The organism is Exiguobacterium undae DSM 14481 (genome assembly GCF_000620805.1).
GTDB classification, from domain to species: Bacteria; Bacillota; Bacilli; order Exiguobacteriales; family Exiguobacteriaceae; genus Exiguobacterium_A; species Exiguobacterium_A undae.
The window spans coordinates 1,882,796-1,900,023 of record NZ_KK211187.1; the positions used below are offsets into that span (position 1 = coordinate 1,882,796).

Genomic DNA, 17,228 nt, shown 5'->3' on the forward strand with positions numbered 1-17,228 from the left:
CGTGAATCCCACTACTCTTCATCCGACTCCTGCGTTTTCAGAGACAAACAAGACCCGGATTCGCGGTTTTGGAAAACTCGCGAATACTGGCTTGTGTCTCGCCTGAGGAAAGCGGATGAAAAGAGAGTGAGGGCTTGCACTACCTTGCTTTGTTGTTAGAATAACATGATTTCAAGCAAGCAGTCGACAAGATCTTTCTCCAGATCCAACGCCTGAAGCTGATGCATCAAGTTGACCGGTTCCAAACGTTGCGACAATAACCGATACAAACGGTCTTTCAGATCATAACCGATCTCCGCCTGATCAAGGAACGTATACAACCGTTCCATCCGGTTATCGTTCGTCGACATATCGACTTGGAGCGACAGAACTTGCGTCTCCCCGACTTCGCCGAGTTCGACCGACAACGATTGAGTTTTATGGTCATAACGGCTTGGCAGGACTTCCCCGTCCCGGGAAACGTGTCCTTCGTTGACTCCGCGCAGAATCAGTGTCACCTCACGTTTTTCCGGCAACAGTTCCCGTTTGCCGAACGGTGTCGCGATCGTCAAGGTCCGCGCTGACCAGTCGAGCTCGAATGCCGTTTCGACGTTTTCGCCGTCCCGGTGTGCGACGCCGACGTTGTCATCCTCAAATAACGTGAAGCGGTTCGACGCCCCTGGGAAGACAAGCAACTCGAGATGATCCGGATTGTGAAGTGCGTTCGAATGCTCGAGATGTTGACCAAGCGGGACGATTGCCCCGGCCTTTGCCAGAACCCCTTGATCTTCGAGTTTACGGAACAACCGCATCTGTTTGCCGCCCGTGTACCGGTGACCGGTGAAGAAATCAAACCATTCGCCGTCCGGCAACCAAGCGGTCGTCGCTGCGACGTGCAAGTTCGGATTCATCGGTTCGACGATCGGCGTGACCATCAATTCCGTCCCGAAGTAGTACTGGTTCGGAACCGCATACGCCAGTTCGTCTTCCGGATGCTCATAGTACATCGGTGAGACAAGCGGCAGACCGTCAAAGTGATTCCGAGCGTTCATCGTATAGATATATGGGACAAGCTGATGACGCAGACGCAAGTACTTCTTCATCACCTGCTCCGACTCGACCGAGTACCGCCACGGCTCTTTCCCGTTGAAGATACTCATCGTACTGTGGAGACGCATGATCGGGCTGAAGACACCGTACTGCAACCAACGCGTCGACAGTTCATCGTCCTTCTCGCCACGTTGATGTCCCCCGATATCATGACTCCACCAGCCGTAGCCGATGTTCGAAGCCGTCGCCGTGAAATACGGTTGGAATTTCAGCGATGCCCACGAAATCAATGTGTCTCCCGAGAAACCGACCGGATAACGGTGACTACCGGGTCCGGCATACCGTGAGAAGATTAACGGACGATTGCCGTCCCGGGCGATGTCGAGCGCATGGTAATGATTGAGCATCCAAAGTGGATCGAGCCCCTTCATCTTCGAGTTTGCCCCCTGTTGCCAGTCAATCCACCAGAAATCAACGCCGTCCGCTTCATGCGGGTGATGCAGTTTCGTGAAGTAATGTTCGATGAAGTCACGATCCGAGAAGTCAAACGGAATCCGGTCTTCCGTATCCGGATCGACGCCCATCGCAACGGCCATCGCCTCATACGCTTCCTCGAATCCACGGACGCCGTCCGCCGGGTGCAGGTTAAGTGTCACCATCCGGTCGTCGTCTTTGAGCCATTGCAGGAACCCTTTTGGATCCGGGAACAGATCGCGGTTCCATGTGTAGCCCGTCCAACCACTGCCGTACTTCTCCGGAATGTCCGTCACGTGCCAGTCCATGTCGATGACACTGACCGAAAACGGAACGTCTTCCGCTTTGAAACGGTTCATCAAATCCTTGTACTCTTTTTCGTTATAGCGCCAGTAACGGCTCCACCAGTTCCCGAGCACTTGCCTCGGTAACATCGGCGTCGGACCGGTCAGCCGGTAAAAGTCTTTTAACGCCTGTTTGTAGTCATGACCGTAGCCAAAGTAATAGATGTCTTGCGCGCCCTCTTGGCGGGGTTCGACAAAATGATCATCGGTCAGGACAAACGACGCCGAATCATCAATCGCCGCATAACCTTGGCGGGAGATGATCCCCTCTTCCAATGGAATCTCACCATCGGCGTGGTCAAGCGTCCGTGCCGTTCCCTTGAGGGTCCGGAGCGGTCCGCCATACGTGTAGCGGCTGTAGTACGTACTGAAGTTCCCAAGGACGTCGATATACAGCGTATTCGACGCAAACGGTCCTTTCGTATAGTGCAAATGGACGTGTTCCGTGATGATTTGCAGCTCGGTTTCGTCCTCGACGATCCGGTACGATGGAACGGGAAAATCACGGTTCCATACGGTTTGCGTCGGTCGATCCTCGAATCGCCCGTCCGCTGCGTACTCGAGTCGGATGAGACGACTTGTTAAGACGGTAAAGCGATACGTGTCGCCTTGGACAATCGCTTCTGGTCGTGCCAATGGTTTCATGTCTCGGGTATAAAAATGGGATTCGTCAATTGTGCGCATACGGGATCAGGACGCGAACGTCCTTGTCACTTCCTTCCAAAAATGAATGTGCAACCGATTACACTATTAGTGTATAAAACTTGTTGTTCCCGTTTCAAGTGACAGCTAATCAAAAAACGCACCGTTCCCGAAAAATCAGGAGCGGTGCATCCATCGTTTTAGAGCAATGGTGAAATCAGACGCGATAACGATTCGAAAATCCGGAACCGCATCGGTCGCTTGACGTAATGAGCAGATGACAGCTGGATCGAGACATCGAAATCATCGATGAAATCACGTTCGAGCCGGGCGGCACTCTCCGAGTCATACATGAACGCCATCAGTTCGTAGTTCAGGACAAAACTTCGGATGTCCATATTCGCCGTTCCGACGACGGCAATCTTTCCGTCGACGAGAAACAGTTTTGCATGGACGAAATGACGGTTATACGTATAAATCTTGACACCGTCATTCAACAACGGTCCAAAATAGGATCGCGTGCCGTAGTAAGATGTGAAACTGTCGCCTTTCCCCGGCGTCAGAATCCGGACATCTAGACCGGCGCGTGCCGCGAGACGAAGTAACGTCATCGTTTCATTATCCGGAATCAAGTAAGGTGTCGATATCCAGATCGACCGTTGGGCCGAAATGATGGCGGCGATCAACGCGTTCCGGATCGCCGGATCTTTCGACGTCGGTCCGCTCGTCACGATCTGGACGGCGCCGTCCGACTCGACATCATGTTTCGGGAAGTAATGATGAATCGCTTCGTCTCCGGCAAACGTCTCCCACGTGTCACTGCCTTCGAGATGGGCGTACAGCCAATCATCCAGGAACGTCGCCTGCAATTCCTTGACGGCCCGCCCTTCAAGCCGGAGATGCGTGTCACGCCAAAAGCCGAACTTCTTACTTTTCCCGTCGTATTCATCCCCGACGTTCAATCCACCGGTAAAGCCGATCTTCCCGTCGACGACGACAATCTTCCGGTGATTGCGGAAGTTGGCCGTGAAGATGAACAACGGACTCGAAATCGGATCATAGGCGGCAATCTTCGCCCCGGCTTCCCGGAGCGGCTTCAAGAACCCTTCCCCGAGCATATAGCTGCCGAGTCCGTCAAACATGAACCGGACTTCGACGCCGGCGTTCAACCGCTCGATCAAGGCTTCACGGATCGCTTGACCGGTCTCGTCGTTACGGTAAATGTAGTACTGGATGTGGACGTGATGTTCAGCAGAACGAATCGCCCGAAGGATTTCCGGAAACGTCTCGCTGCCGTTCGTCAGGATTTGACTTGCCGTGTGGACATCCACCCCGCCGCCGCCAAAGTTCCGGATCGTATTAGCAAGCTTTAAATGATTCGGTGGCAACTCACTGACGGCGAGCGAGCGGACCGGACGAATCGCCTGTCTCAGCAAGGTCCGCTCGTCATGCGACCGGCGGTTCCGGCGCCGGCGACGCGGATTGCGACCGAACATCAGCCAGATGATGACACCGAGGATCGGTAAGAAGATCAAAACTAAAAACCAGGCGATCGTCGACTCGGCCGTCCGGTTTTCGATGAAGATGATCATGATGACCGCGAGCGGAACGACGGTCGCGGAAATCGTCAGGACATAAAACAGGTAGCCTAATTGATATAGCCCCCAAATGATTCCACCTGCGACTAAAAACACGAGCGCGAACTGTAAAATCCGATTGCGCACTAGACTTCCTCCTCTGCAACGTACTCTATTGCTCTATTTCCCTGTCTCCTTTAAAAATATAGCAAAAAAAGAAACCACGGATGTGATTTCTTTAAAAGTTGACCTATTTTGAAAAATTCATGTCGTACATCTCGCGCCCCGGAATCGGATCACTCAAGCTGGCCCAATCCGTTTCATCCGCTTGAACGAGGCAGGCATCAAACTTCGCTTCGAGTGCCTGCTGATCGAAACTGATGCCGATCAAGACCAGTTCCGTCCGGCGATCGTTGATGCTTTCGAAACGTCCGGCATATTCCATGTTCGACGCATACCCCGCTTGATGGAACAGCAAAGCGATTTCCGGACGGGTCGCCAGGTACAAAAAGCCTTTCGCGCGGACAACCTCTTCCGGCCATGCCTCAATCAAAGCCAGCAACCGCTCCGGATGAAACGGGATATCCCGCTTGTAGACGAACGAGCTGATTCCGTACTCTTCCGTTTCCGGAACATGTTCCTCGGCATTCAGCTCGCGAATCCAACCGGCGCTTGCTGCCGCCTGTTCGAAATCAAACAGATCAACGTCCAGAATCTCAGCCGGATCAACCTGTCCGTGTGTCGTCTCGATCAGTTTGGCAATCGGATTCAAGGCTTTCAAATAGCCGATGACATCGTGCTTTTCCTCCATGGTCAACCGGTCGATTTTGTTCAACAAAATGATATCGGCGAACTCGACCTGATCAACCAGCAGATCCACGACTTCACGGACGTCCGTCTCGTCGACCGCCTGTTGCCGTTCAATCAGGGATTCGCCGGATTCAAAGTCCTTCAAGAACCGATAGCCGTCGATGACCGTCACCATCGCATTGATTTTCGTCGTTTCCGTCAAATCAATCTGACTGTCTTCATCGAGGTATGTAAAGGTTTGGGCAACCGGAATCGGCTCCGAGATGCCGCTCGATTCGATGACGATGCCGTCGATATTGCCTTGATCGACTAGTCGCCGGACTTCCAGCAGTAAATCATCCCGTAACGTACAGCAGATGCAACCGTTCGATAACGTCACAAACGATTCTTCCGTCCGCGAGAAGCCGCCTTGCTCGATCAATGCCGCATCGATGTTGACTTCGCTCATATCGTTGACGATGATGGCAAGCTTCCGTCCTTGCCGGTTGTTCAATAAATGGTTCAATACCGTCGTCTTACCGGAACCAAGATAACCGGACAGGACAGTGATGGGAATCGGATTCATAGAAAAAACTCCTTTTTAGTCAAATCGTAATCATTACGTTTTAAATAGTAATCGTTCCGATTTATCCTGTCAACTGATTTTGTCCCGATAAAAAAGCTTTCCCCGTTCCGGTCTGTGCTACCGGGTCGGAAAAAGCCTGTCCTTTGATGATGATTCGTGTCACTTACTCAAAAAACGAGGTCCGCATCAATCGGACGATCGTTTCCGCCGCCCCCTGCGAAAATCCGGCAATCGTATAATGATTCGTCTTCGGAATCACATGGAACGTCGCATTCGGTAAACTGCTTGCAAACCGTTCATGGGCGGCATTAATCCGTTTCGTCAGTTCCGGATGCAGCCAGTTTTCCGGCATCCCGCCAGCCCAATCGGAAGCCGATAAGACAAGCACAGGAGGTGTGACATGGGCGACAACCTGCAAGACGTGTTGATTATTCGCTTCAACTGCCTCCCACTCGTCTAACGTTCCCCGCCAGTGGTTTTTCCGTGCCATGTTCCGCCACATCGGTACCCGGTCGGCTTCCGGCAGACTCGTGAACATCCGCGCGCCGAGATCGTCAGGAATCAACCAAGCGATCGGCCGGACATGACTGAGCCCGTACAAAAAGCGGTTCCATTCCTCTTGCGTCCGTTCGTACCAGTTCGGCAGTTCGGCATCGACTTCCGGATGCGACGGATCCAGCAAGACAATCCCTGCTGTGTCGTCCGGACGGCGGCGGCCGAGTTCAAGCGAAATGTAGGCCCCGAGCGAATGCCCAATGAAGACGAACGGTCCGCGAATCGCCAGCAGATCAAGGACCCGCTCCAGTTCATCCGCTTGTTGCGTGAACAACCGTTTTGATTTACCGCGGGTCGATTTGCCGTACCCGAGACGGGAGTATTCAAAGACCCGTCCTTGTTTCAATAATTCACCGCGGAGCCAGCCCCACTGATGATGACTCGACATCATCCCATGATCAAGGATGAACGTCACATTTCCCGTTCCGGTCAGGCGGGTGTCAAACCGTCCGTCCGCTGTATCCACAATTCGTTCCATCACGACTTCCCCCTATTCAAATAAAGCCAGATCGATCTCATAACCCAGCAGATTCAGATAATCAAACAACTGTGACCGGTGGTGGTACAAATGGACCGCTGCTTCCATCAGCCAACCGGGAGCACTGTCCGTAACCCCCCAATAGGTCGGCCGGGTCGAAAAACCGGTCATCAGCTGCTGTTCGTATGCATGAAAGGCTTGCTCCAAGCGATCCACGATCTGGTCGGCCGGCACCGGGACGGCATAGAAGTCGGCCATCTCAGACGCCGTCGCTCCCGTTGCAATCCGTAAATCGGCTTCGAGTAACACCGCCAGATGGACCGCTACCTCGTACACTGACCGCTTTCCCGGAATCGGTCGCTTGTCCCAGTCGTCCGGTCGAATCAATTGAATCAGACTCCGTGTCGTCCGGACACCAACTCCGACATGCCGCAAGACGGCTTCCTGCCACTCATCCACGGGACCACCACAGAAGCGCCCGTCGCTCCATCGCTTTGACGAACAGATCCTTACCGGCAATGTAGGCACTGATGTCCGTCGGATATTGTGTCGCCAGTTGCTCCTTGATGTCACTATAGGCGCGGACTTCACCCGGATGGTGCCGCAAGTAATCGCGAAAGACGACGTGACGCGCGATTTCCGGATTACCGGTTGCATACAGGTGAATGTGATGCGTCCGGTTGTCGCCGCCTTTGCGGTAATACCGGCGGCCCGGCATCCCGAACTCGCCTTTGACTTCATAGCCGATGGCTTCCATCGCGGCATCGAACGCTTCGATGCCGTCGAGCGTATCGACGACCGGCAGGATGTCGAGAATCGGTTTTGCCGACAGTCCCGGGACCGACGTGCTGCCGATATGGTGCACTGCAAGCAACCGCTCCCCGAAAACCGTTCGGAGCCGCGCCGCTTCCTGCTCAAACGTGTCCGGCCATGATGTCTGATACGGTGTGACGATGACTTGTCTCATGAAATCCTCTCCCCTCGTATGTAGTATGCCAGTTTTACCGGCAAAACAAAAACGACTCCTCAGCTGAGAAGTCGTTTCGTTGCTTATTTTTTCGTGATGAAGTAACGCGATTGATCGAGACGGTCGGATGCCGTATAGATGTTCATCTTGTATGAACCCGTCGCAAGTCCGGTCCGCATCTTCAAGACGTAGTTGCCGTGGTTATCGGCAACGTCCTGCGCGATCAATTGATAGCCGTTGTCCGTTTTTTGGAACAGACGAACGATTTGACGTTTTTCAACTTTCCCCGTCAAAGTCTTTTTACCGGTCCATTTTTTAACCGGATATGTGTTTTTGATCGTAAACGACGCTTTTTTCGTGATCTTGTTTGAGATATCCGTCGACTTAACGGTATACGTGCCTGTCATCAAACCGTCTTTGACTGGAATCTTAAAGCCGCTTGCTGTTGTTTTCGCTTTGGCGATCTTCGTTGAACCTTTATACAGCGTCACATCCAGACCGTCAGTCGCTTTACCTGTCAGGACCGTTGAACCGTAAACAGCTGACTTTTTATCGATCGCCGGTGTCGCGACGACACCCGTGCCGACCGTGATCGTTTTTTCAGTTTTCATGAAACCGAGTTCTGAAACGACCGTCAGTTTGTCACGGAGTTTAACCGGACGCACCGTGACGGCATACTTGCCGGTTTCATCCGCAGTCGCCGTTCCAAGGACCGATGTACCGCGTTTGACCGTGACTTTTGCACCCGCAACAGCTGTTCCCGTGACGACTTTTGCGCCCGGCTTAACGCTGCTGACACTGACGTTGAAGTTTTTCATCGGAACGTTCATGTTAAACGTCAAGAATGTCCCCGTTTCGCCCGCCCGTTTGACGCCTGTGTTCGTGATGCCTTCGTAACGTTTCGTGTACGGTGCAGCCGCTTCCGCAGAATCAAAGTTGACCGTCAACGGTTTGCTTGCGACGAGTGACCAGTTGTCATCTGCTTGATAATCAACCGGTTGTTTCGCTTTGATGAAGTCCGAGATGACGTTACGTGTCTCGTAAGCCGATTTGTAGACGATGTTCTTTCCGCCACCAAGACCCGGGAAGCTGGCACTGCCGGCACGGTAGTTGTTGGTTGCGACAAGGAATTCTTGCTCGTCCGTGATGGCCTTGCCTTGGTACTTGATGTTTTGGACACGATTGGCGTCTTCTTTGACGAGAACCCCGTTAAAGTCGTACTTCGCCGGTTTCGTGATGTCGATTTCGTACGTCAAGCCGTCGAGGATATCGAAGTTGTAACTGCGGAACTCTTTGTTCAGCAAGTCTGTTTTCGCATCCGTCACTTCGTTGAATTGACCGGCCGACATCTCGAGCCAGTTCTTGACGTCAGCTCCCGTGACTTTGACGACTTCGAGTGTGTTCGGATAGACGTAAAGATCGGCGACGTTTTTCAGTGCGATTGGTCCTTTTTTGATCAATGTATAGTCTGAGGCGTTGACTTGGTTCCGGCCGCCTGTCTTAAACGGTGCGCCGGCAGACAGGAGCGGTAAATCTTTATATTGTGCGAGATCCGCGTTTTCTTGTAACTGTTTCTCGACGTACCATTTTTGCGCGTTCGTGACGAACTGGACCGAATCGTCATCTTGAACGAGAGCAAAGAAGCTTTGGATGTCGTCGTTGATCGTTCCGACTTGTTGACGGATATAGGCGAGTGTTCCTTCATGCGCTTTTTCGATCAACTTGACGGCACCGGCATCTGCCGTCGTGTCTTTCGTGACGTCGGCCAGTTTCGCAGCCGATGTATCCACGACCCATTTGTCGCCGTCTTGTTTTAATTGCAGATCGATCACGCCGACGTTTTTCCCTTGCGTGTTCGCCATGACGACCGGTTTGCCGTTGATGAGACCGTTCGCTGCATCGACGTTCGGTAATTTATTAAATGCAGAGTCTGTTGCCGGGAATTTCCCGTGCTGGTGACCGGTCATCAAAACATCGATGTCGGCGATTTTCGTCAGTGCATAACCGACGTTCTCGTCGCCGTCTTTTTGATCCGTCGTATCCCCGATTCCCGTATGTCCGAGTGCGACGACGACGTCTGCACCGGCGTCTTTTAATTTCTTCGCTGTTGCTTTGGCCGTCGGAATGATATCTTCGGCCGTGACTTTCCCGGTCAGGTTGCCGGCATCCCACGCCATGATCTGTGGTGTGACGACTCCGAAGACACCCACCTTGACCGTCTTCATCTGACCGTTCTGGTCCTTGACTTGGCGTTCGATGATTTGATAATCTTTGCCGTCTTCATTGTAATCTGAGACGATCGGCTTTTTCGTGACCGCATCAAGGACGTTCGAGTTTACGAACTTGATTTCGCCTTTAGACGCACTCATCGCGTTTTTCAAGAAGTCGAGTCCGAAGTTGAACTCGTGATTTCCGAGAGTGACGGCGTCATAACCGAGATATTCCATCAGCTCATACATCGGGTGTTTGCCTTTGTTGCCTTGATCATATTGATTTTTGACATAATCGCCAAACGGTGTTCCTTGGAGGGTATCCCCGTTATCAAACAGGAAGCTGTTTGATTCCCCGACGACATTCTGCTCTTGTTTGATGACAGTCGCCGCCTTGACGAGACCAATCGACTCATCCTGCGCATCTTTAAAATAATCATAGTTCATTGAGTTTGTATGTAAATCAGTGGTCTCTAAAAAACGAAGTTTGACGACGCTGTTGTCGGCGGCGAGTGTCTTGACTTGAATGACGGGCGCAAGCATCGGTGCGATCAACGTGCTGGCAATGATAATTTTCGTGACTTTTTTCATCTGATTTCCCCCTAAGTATAAATGACTGCTCAACTAATTTAACACGCTTTCATTGTAGCTTATAGCATCTTTGAATAGGTCGGACATCCGTCTTATTTAACCTACTTAACTAATACCAAATACTGGCTTTACAAACTTTGAATTGACTTTACATTCCAAAAAAAACGCCGGACGACCTTGTTACGGTCGTTCGACGTTTTTAACGTTCATGAAGTGGGTTTTCGTTTAATGACAAAACCGATTAATCCCGCCAGCAAGGCCATGCCGGCTGCATAGAGCGGTGTCAGTCCAACCGGTTGCTGCGCAAACTGCAGTAAGGCTTCATTCCGCCAAGCAACGGTAAAGTTTGCCGTCGTCGCTTGAGCGACAAGGAAACTCGTCACGCCGACTAAAACTGCAAAGACGATCGGATCAAGAATCGTCCGGAACGCACGGATACTGACGAGCAGATACAGAACAAACGGAATCAGAATCAAAATCCAGTAAGCACTTTCCGAGTCAATCGGCTCCGGTACGAATCCGGCTGATTCCGCATCGAGTGCCTGAATCGTCTGGCGGGCAATGCCGTAATCAACCGGTTCAAGATTCAACTGGGTATCCGACAAATCAGGTCGTTCGCCCCCGAGAATCGTCAACAGCTGTTCCGTCACCCGATCAGTGTCCACTTCTGCCAGGACATCCTCAATCGATTGATTTAATTTCCCGGTCGATGTCTCCCCGTTCAGCATCGTCACCGGTACGTCGACGTCTGCTCCTAGAACATTTGCTTTATAGGAAATTTGTCCGCCGTGCAACAAGTCGTACATACCGCCGCTTCCGGCATCGAGACTCGCGACCGTCAAGGCCGTCCGAAGCATCGAATCTCCGTTGTATTTGGTTTCATCCGTCACGACGAGATACAGCTGGAGACAACTCGCAAATACCAATACGAGCAGGCTGCCCCGGGCTGCCGCCGACAAACCGGATAACCCTTGCGGATAGAGCGCCAGATAACTTAAACCGATTACGATCCCAAGTGCCAGCAAACCTTGTGTCAATACACCGCCTTGGAACGATAAAAAGGAAATCGATTCACTGCGCTGGACAAGAAAGAACCAACCAATCCATGTCGTCACTAAAAAACTGACAGATCGGACTGTCCATCCAAGCTGGTTTGCTTTGATCCGCATCATTAAAAAGAGAATAAAAACAAATACGATCCCAAACACCGACAACAACAATGATCCATAGGTGGCGTCGAACGTCAGCGGGGACAAGACTTGATTCAAATCGATCCCAAAAATCGACAACACATCTCCGGCCGAACTCGCCCCGAGCACTTGATTGATGATTGCTTCCCGGACGGCACCCGGCATCGTCACGTCCAGTCCGCCGACGAATAACAGCATCAGCGTGACCGTCACGTCGCTGCTGCCCCAGGTGACGCCTGCATCCTGCATTTGCTCGACGAGCGACTGGTAATCACCCGAGGATTCGATTTGTCCGGTCACGAGTGACATCAGACCATATAAGACGGCAAAGAAAATTAGACCAAATCCAATCCCGAACGCGAGATCCATAATCGAAAAGCGCCGGTTGCGCCGCTCTTGTCGTTGCTCCATCCTCTAATCCCTCCTTTTCCTTTGTTTGATTATTCCTGTTCTATGCCGTTCAGAAACGCCGGTCGCCTAATTTCAATGACTTCTGGTCATTTCTGTACGATATACTCTAATTATAACCAAAACTGTATGGAAGAGGGATTTTGATTCCATGAGGAGGAACGACGTGACGACAACAGAAGCAAATCAAACACTCTTTGAGAACATCAGCAGACAATCAAAACTTGGTCAGCTGCTTACGGAACCGACAGTACTGTCCGGTGGTCTCCTGCATCAGATGAATCAAATTCAGACAACGACCGGGACATATGCAGTAAAGTTGCTGAATCCATCCATCCTTTCTCGTCCGACTGCACGGCAAAACTTCATCGATTCGGAACGGATTGTCAACGCTCTAGCAGGCAAAGTGTCCGCTCTGCCTGCCTTGACGATCGATGGATCTGCCTTGCAACAAATCGGCACACACTATTATCTTGTCTTCCCGTGGGTGGACGGGTCGACGTTGCCGATTCACCAAGTCACAGCGAGCCACGCTGAACTGATCGGCGAACAGTTGGCGCAGATCCACGCTGCGGACCTGTCCTCGCTGAAGGTTCACCAAACCGCTGCATCACCAGAGTCTCCGGTACCATGGGACACATTCGCAGAAAAAATCCGTCAGCAAGAACAAAAGGTGCTAGAACCTTACTTGTCGGATTTAAAACGAATCAAACGTTGGGACAGCGAAGCGTCTTCTGCCCTAAAACAATGGCGGGGAACTTCTGTCCTCAGTCATCGCGATTTGGATGCCAAAAACGTGTTGTGGAAGTCCGGCGCACCGATTCTCATCGACTGGGAATCAGCCGGTCCGATTCATCCGATGCACGATTTTTTAGAAACGGTCCTTTATTGGTCGCTCGATGAGCAAAATCGTGTGCGACGAGACCATTTCGAGGTATTCGTCAAAGGGTATCATGCGGCAGGCGGTCGACTTGACTATCCTCTTGAGCCCGCTCTGTCCGCTGGATACGCGAGTAAACTCGGATGGCTTGCTTATAGTCTGTCCAAAGCTCTTCACCTTGAACCCGTAACTGAAAAAAAGGAGCAACAAGTTGCCGTTCAACAGGTGCTTGAGACGTTAAAAGCGCTCAAAGACTACGAAGCGCTTTGTCCGGTGATTAGAAAGTTGTGGCGTGACAGTCAAAAGAACACGATTAGTACTTTTTAGTAAGGAGCTGGATTTAAATGTCCATCGATTACACTTACCTCATGACACTGATTAAAATGAATCAATTCAGCAAGGCAAAAATCTTATTTGAGACGTATGACATCGATGAAATCAGTGATGAATTCATCGGGGACGCCTTTGATCACGAGACAGACATTTTGTATCAGTTCGTCTGTTATCTGATTGAACAAAAAGAAACAGTCAAACTGCACGAGTTAGCGTTTGGTCTATTGATCCATCCTTTTTGTCATTATGACCGCGCCTACTACCGAGCGTATGACCATGTTCAGCGAATAGTCGCCCTGACCCATCGTCAAGACGTCGCTTTCCTGGAGTATTTGTTGTTCTTAGCGGAAGTGCCCGATCGAGTCACACCAAAACAGGAAGCCCTTACTGTGGCGAATGAAATCTTACGGATGGAACCGAAGAATCGAGTCGCAAAAGACTTTTTGAAGGGGATGAAATAAACACATGCATCAGGCAGGGATGGAAACATTACTTCACTTACAGGCACGTTTAATCAACGGTCAGCTCGAAGTGCAAAAGGAAGAAGGATATGTCGAGGTCGAATCGTTCACATTCCACTCAGGCGCCAGCCCTGAAGAATTGGCTCGACTCCCAAAAGACACACCAAAAGAAATCGTACATTTTTTAAGTGTTCATAATGGTGCCCGTCTTTATTTCACGCCGGACGGCGGCGGGGGTTTCGAGTTATTTTCGATTGATGCTATTTTGACGTACCTCCCGATTTGGGAATGTCCACCGGGCTTCATCCCGATTGGTGCCGGACCTGACGGCGAATGGCTCGTTTGCGAATCGATCAGTGAAGGCGACAATCGGATCTGGACCGGTGAATTCCTGACGTACGAAGATCCTGACTTCGAACGGCTCCCGTTCTCCTTCGATAAGTGGCTTGATTATCTGATTGTTGCGCAAGGGACGATGTATTGGGACTGGTTTCGGTAATACTGTTTAACGATTCAAATTTGTTTTTGTAATACGCGGTTTAAAGAGAAGGAATAGCAGGTTTCCCGCAAACTTTCGCAGCAACCGATAAAACTCATGTGTTTCTACGGCCGTTCCGTTCAAGAGTACTTCATATTTTGCCCATCGGTCTTCATACACCAGACCGGAATCTCGATAGCCGTTCCGCACATAGAACCTTTTCCGTGTCACCCGTTGTTGATAATTTTCAGCACTCTCATCCAGATTCTCGATGTTTAATATTATACGATTTCCCGGCCGGTGTTCTTCAATCTTCTTTAAGAGTTGACTCCCGTAGCCGCTTGATCTTGCCTGACCGTCAACAGCAACATACAAAACGTAGGTTAAATCTTGATGCGTGATCAAATAGGTAAAACCAACAAAAATGTTTTGATCATACAGCGCCCAAAAATCCACAGAGCGCTTTTTGGCTTTTCTTAACAATATGTTCATCGGCATCCGTTCATGATCCGGGAATGCTTCCAGGTATAATTGATTTACCCGGTCGATATCCCGATGGTCTTTCGTCAAGTGTTCCGTTTCCAAAAACATGTTCACTACTCCTTTGATAAAAAGAAAACTCAATCCGGTCGAAGAACAAAAGTCTTCCCCGACCACATTGAGTTTTTAGTTGTTTTTTTGAATTTCGTTTTTTGCATGACGTGCGTACTATGTCCCATTCATCGCAGAGAGAAACGTCGGTAAAGAAGAATCGTCAACAGCACGATGATTCCAAGCAGTACATACATGACGGTGTATCCAATAACCGGCAACATCAAGCCGAGTACAACCGGACCGAGTCCATTTCCGATATCAAAAAAAATAAGAAACGTCGCCGTTGCACGTGCTTTTCCTTCGCGCGGGACAGCTTTCACAGCCATCGTCTGGCTGATCGAAGAGAGATTGCCGAATCCGAGTCCAATCAACAGGCTAGCGAATAGAAAGACAACGGCATCAGTTCGACGGCAAACAGGAGAAAGGCGGGATACATGACCACGTCGGGTCCACGCTGATCCATCAAACGTCCCGTGACAGGACGTGAAACCAAAACCGTCAGTGTGTAGACGATAAAGAAATAACTGGCAGCAGTAATTAGGTTACGCTCGATGGCAAACAAGCTGATATACGAGAGAATACTGGAAAAACAAAAAGTCATTACTAAAATAAGCAAGCTGATGGGTAATGCTTTTCGTTCAAACATATGCGTCCACTTCAAATACGAAGTCGGAGTATTTATTTTCTTCGATGGAACCGAAAGGAACCATCCACACATCATACTCAGGACTGCCAGCAGCAAACAGAATATAAAGATTGTCGTAAACCCTGTCCGGGGCATCAAAAACAGTCCAACGAACGGACCGATTCCGGTGGCCAACGCTGTACTTACTGCAAAGTAGCCGATGCCCTCTCCGCTTCTTTCTTCCGGAATTGTCAAGACGACGATCGTTCCGATGATAGTTGTTGCAATCCCCATCGCAAAACCATTTAATAAACGGGTTAAGGCAAAAAAAACAAATCCAAAATCCAAAATATAGAGAGCCATCGTCAGGGCAAAGAACAGTAATCCAAAGCGTAACAAGGACTGACCGTTCACTTTCGACAAAAGCATCCCTGTCACGAGACGCCCCACCAACGCACCGATGATAAAAATACCTGCGACTACCCCCGCCTGACCAGTCGTCGTACCCAATTCATTAAGTGCATACAGTGTGATGATGGAATTTAGCAACAAATACATAAAAATCAAGAAAAAGTTAATACTTGATAACATCATGAATTCTTTTGTCCATAAAGACCGTTTCTCCATCTGCTTCAAGATGAGTGCCTCCAAAAATCACGGCAACTCCAGTTAAACTTAAAACACAAAACGCTCGCCATCTTCCGGCACGATCAGTTGAGAAGAAAAGTGATGTTCATCGGCAAACGTTCTTAAATCTGTCCGAGACAATGCCCAGTGATTCACAGCTTCCATATGCACGGATAAAATCATAGCCGCTGGAGCTGCCTGATGGACAGCTAAGACGTCTTCCGCTCCCATCACCAGTGATCCACCTTCAACAAACTGGTTATCGCCCGCGTTGACGACGATGACTTCCGGTTGATGCTGCTTGATCACTTTCTCCACTTCTTCATACCAGACCGTATCGCCAGCGATGTATACTGTTTTTTCATCCTCATGTTTAAAGACGACTCCGCATACCGAACCGGCGATTTCCAAAATGGGTCCTCTGCCATGTTCACCTTTTGTTTTAATCAATTGAATCCCTTCAAAAACGGTATCTTCTTGTAACACTTCGACGTTTTGGAAGCCGCTGTTTCTGATTTCTTGGGCATCCTGTTCATTCTGAGTGAACAACGGCATGTCTTTTGATAGTACTTCTTTCGCCACGTCGTCCCAATGATCGAGGTGCAAATGTGTGACAATGACCGCATCTGCATCAATAATAGAGTCAAGTGAAACCGGCAAGTCGTTTAACGGATTTTTTTGATCTTGTCGTGCCGAATTCGGAAATGCCGGATAGGCTCCCTTATTTGCTAAAAACGGGTCAATCAAAAACGTTTTGCCGGCATAGTCTACTTTTAACGTTGCATTGCGGATATGTTGGATGTTCATGTGTACCACTCCTTTTCGTTGTTAGGAGCCTAGTATATAATTTGAACATCCTCCCGATACAGAGCTTACTGAAGGTGTTTTTGCCGTTTTACTTTACTTATGAAGGGATTTGAAAGCGTGTTGGATCAGACGGACTTACAAATCATCGACGAACTGTCTCAGAACAGCCGGATTACGATGAAAGAATTAGGTCAAAAAATTCATTTAAGCGGTCCTGCGACATCCGCACGGGTCTTGAAATTAGAAGAGCAAGGCATCGTCGAAGGGTATACGATTCTTCTCAACCCTGTAAAGATGGGTTATACGATTCATGCGATGATCAGTATCTATACGAAAGATACCCATCACCAGCCATATCTCTCGTTTCTCAAAAAACATCCGTTATACGTTCTGAATAATTATAAAATCAGTGGAGACAGTTGTTATCTTTTGGAGTGTCGTTTTCCATCAAATCAGGAGTTAGATTCGTTTTTAACGGAATTAAATGAGCATGTGAATTATCAGTTATCGATTGTGATTAACAAATAAGTGAACGTTACTTCACGATTATGAACGCACGAAAGCCTTGCCTCCGTTAACCGGA

Annotated in this window: 16 protein-coding genes; 4 read left to right on the forward strand and 12 right to left on the reverse strand. The window is 49.9% G+C overall.

Annotation, left to right across the window (positions count from 1 at the left end; all coding sequences use genetic code 11):
- Positions 1-155: 155 nt before the first annotated feature.
- From P397_RS0110630 to P397_RS0110665, 8 genes are all read right to left on the reverse strand, one after another.
- Positions 156-2,531 carry a glycoside hydrolase family 31 protein gene (locus P397_RS0110630; RefSeq protein WP_028106521.1) on the reverse strand — a complete coding sequence of 792 codons (2,376 nt, stop codon included), beginning with the start codon at positions 2,529-2,531 and terminating at the stop codon, positions 156-158.
- Positions 2,532-2,689: 158 nt separating this feature from the next.
- Positions 2,690-4,213, reverse strand: coding sequence for a cardiolipin synthase (locus tag P397_RS0110635; RefSeq protein ID WP_028106522.1), 1,524 nt, complete (start codon positions 4,211-4,213; stop codon positions 2,690-2,692).
- Between the two features lie 103 nt (positions 4,214-4,316).
- Entirely contained in the window at positions 4,317-5,441 is a 1,125-nt protein-coding gene (locus P397_RS0110640; RefSeq protein WP_028106523.1) for a GTP-binding protein, read from the reverse strand.
- Positions 5,442-5,604: 163 nt separating this feature from the next.
- Positions 5,605-6,474, reverse strand: coding sequence for an alpha/beta fold hydrolase (locus tag P397_RS0110645; RefSeq protein ID WP_028106524.1), 870 nt, complete (start codon positions 6,472-6,474; stop codon positions 5,605-5,607).
- A 12-nt stretch (positions 6,475-6,486) separates the two neighbouring features.
- The gene (locus P397_RS0110650; RefSeq protein WP_028106525.1) at positions 6,487-6,933 is read right to left on the reverse strand and encodes a DinB family protein; all 447 of its coding nucleotides are present in this window, start codon (positions 6,931-6,933) and stop codon (positions 6,487-6,489) included.
- On the reverse strand, positions 6,926-7,441 hold the full coding sequence (locus P397_RS0110655) for a GrpB family protein (protein ID WP_014970185.1): 516 nt from the start codon (positions 7,439-7,441) through the stop codon (positions 6,926-6,928). Before P397_RS0110655 ends, P397_RS0110650 begins: the two co-directional genes overlap by 8 nt.
- 83 nt (positions 7,442-7,524) lie before the next feature.
- Entirely contained in the window at positions 7,525-10,242 is a 2,718-nt protein-coding gene (locus P397_RS0110660; protein WP_028106526.1) for a bifunctional 2',3'-cyclic-nucleotide 2'-phosphodiesterase/3'-nucleotidase, read from the reverse strand.
- 206 nt (positions 10,243-10,448) lie between these two features.
- On the reverse strand, positions 10,449-11,843 hold the full coding sequence (locus P397_RS0110665) for a hypothetical protein (RefSeq protein WP_028106527.1): 1,395 nt from the start codon (positions 11,841-11,843) through the stop codon (positions 10,449-10,451).
- Positions 11,844-12,006: 163 nt separating this feature from the next.
- Here P397_RS0110665 and P397_RS0110670 point away from each other — a divergent pair, with 163 nt between their 5' ends.
- The 3 genes from P397_RS0110670 to P397_RS0110680 are packed head-to-tail and all read left to right on the forward strand — an operon-like array spanning position 12,007 to position 14,013.
- Complete coding sequence (locus P397_RS0110670; RefSeq protein WP_028106528.1) at positions 12,007-13,047, forward strand: phosphotransferase; 1,041 nt, start codon at positions 12,007-12,009, stop codon at positions 13,045-13,047.
- 17 nt (positions 13,048-13,064) lie between these two features.
- Positions 13,065-13,514, forward strand: a complete 450-nt coding sequence (locus P397_RS0110675) for a hypothetical protein (protein WP_051523990.1) — start codon at positions 13,065-13,067, stop codon at positions 13,512-13,514.
- Positions 13,515-13,518: 4 nt separating this feature from the next.
- On the forward strand, positions 13,519-14,013 hold the full coding sequence (locus P397_RS0110680; protein WP_028106530.1) for an SMI1/KNR4 family protein: 495 nt from the start codon (positions 13,519-13,521) through the stop codon (positions 14,011-14,013).
- 6 nt (positions 14,014-14,019) lie between these two features.
- Here P397_RS0110680 and P397_RS0110685 read toward each other — a convergent pair whose 3' ends face one another.
- From P397_RS0110685 to P397_RS0110695, 4 genes are all read right to left on the reverse strand, one after another.
- On the reverse strand, positions 14,020-14,583 hold the full coding sequence (locus P397_RS0110685) for a GNAT family N-acetyltransferase (protein WP_028106531.1): 564 nt from the start codon (positions 14,581-14,583) through the stop codon (positions 14,020-14,022).
- Between the two features lie 128 nt (positions 14,584-14,711).
- Positions 14,712-14,957, reverse strand: a complete 246-nt coding sequence (locus P397_RS17635) for an MFS transporter (RefSeq protein WP_051523991.1) — start codon at positions 14,955-14,957, stop codon at positions 14,712-14,714.
- Positions 14,954-15,838, reverse strand: coding sequence for an MFS transporter (locus tag P397_RS17340; RefSeq protein WP_235184025.1), 885 nt, complete (start codon positions 15,836-15,838; stop codon positions 14,954-14,956). Before P397_RS17340 ends, P397_RS17635 begins: the two co-directional genes overlap by 4 nt.
- A gap of 48 nt (positions 15,839-15,886) precedes the next feature.
- Positions 15,887-16,645 (reverse strand): MBL fold metallo-hydrolase, encoded by a 759-nt coding sequence (locus P397_RS0110695; protein WP_028106532.1) that lies wholly within the window; start codon positions 16,643-16,645, stop codon positions 15,887-15,889.
- 117 nt (positions 16,646-16,762) lie between these two features.
- Between P397_RS0110695 and P397_RS0110700 the strand changes: the two genes are divergently transcribed.
- The gene (locus P397_RS0110700) at positions 16,763-17,173 is read left to right on the forward strand and encodes an Lrp/AsnC family transcriptional regulator (RefSeq protein ID WP_028106533.1); all 411 of its coding nucleotides are present in this window, start codon (positions 16,763-16,765) and stop codon (positions 17,171-17,173) included.
- The last annotated feature ends 55 nt before the right edge of the window (positions 17,174-17,228 follow it).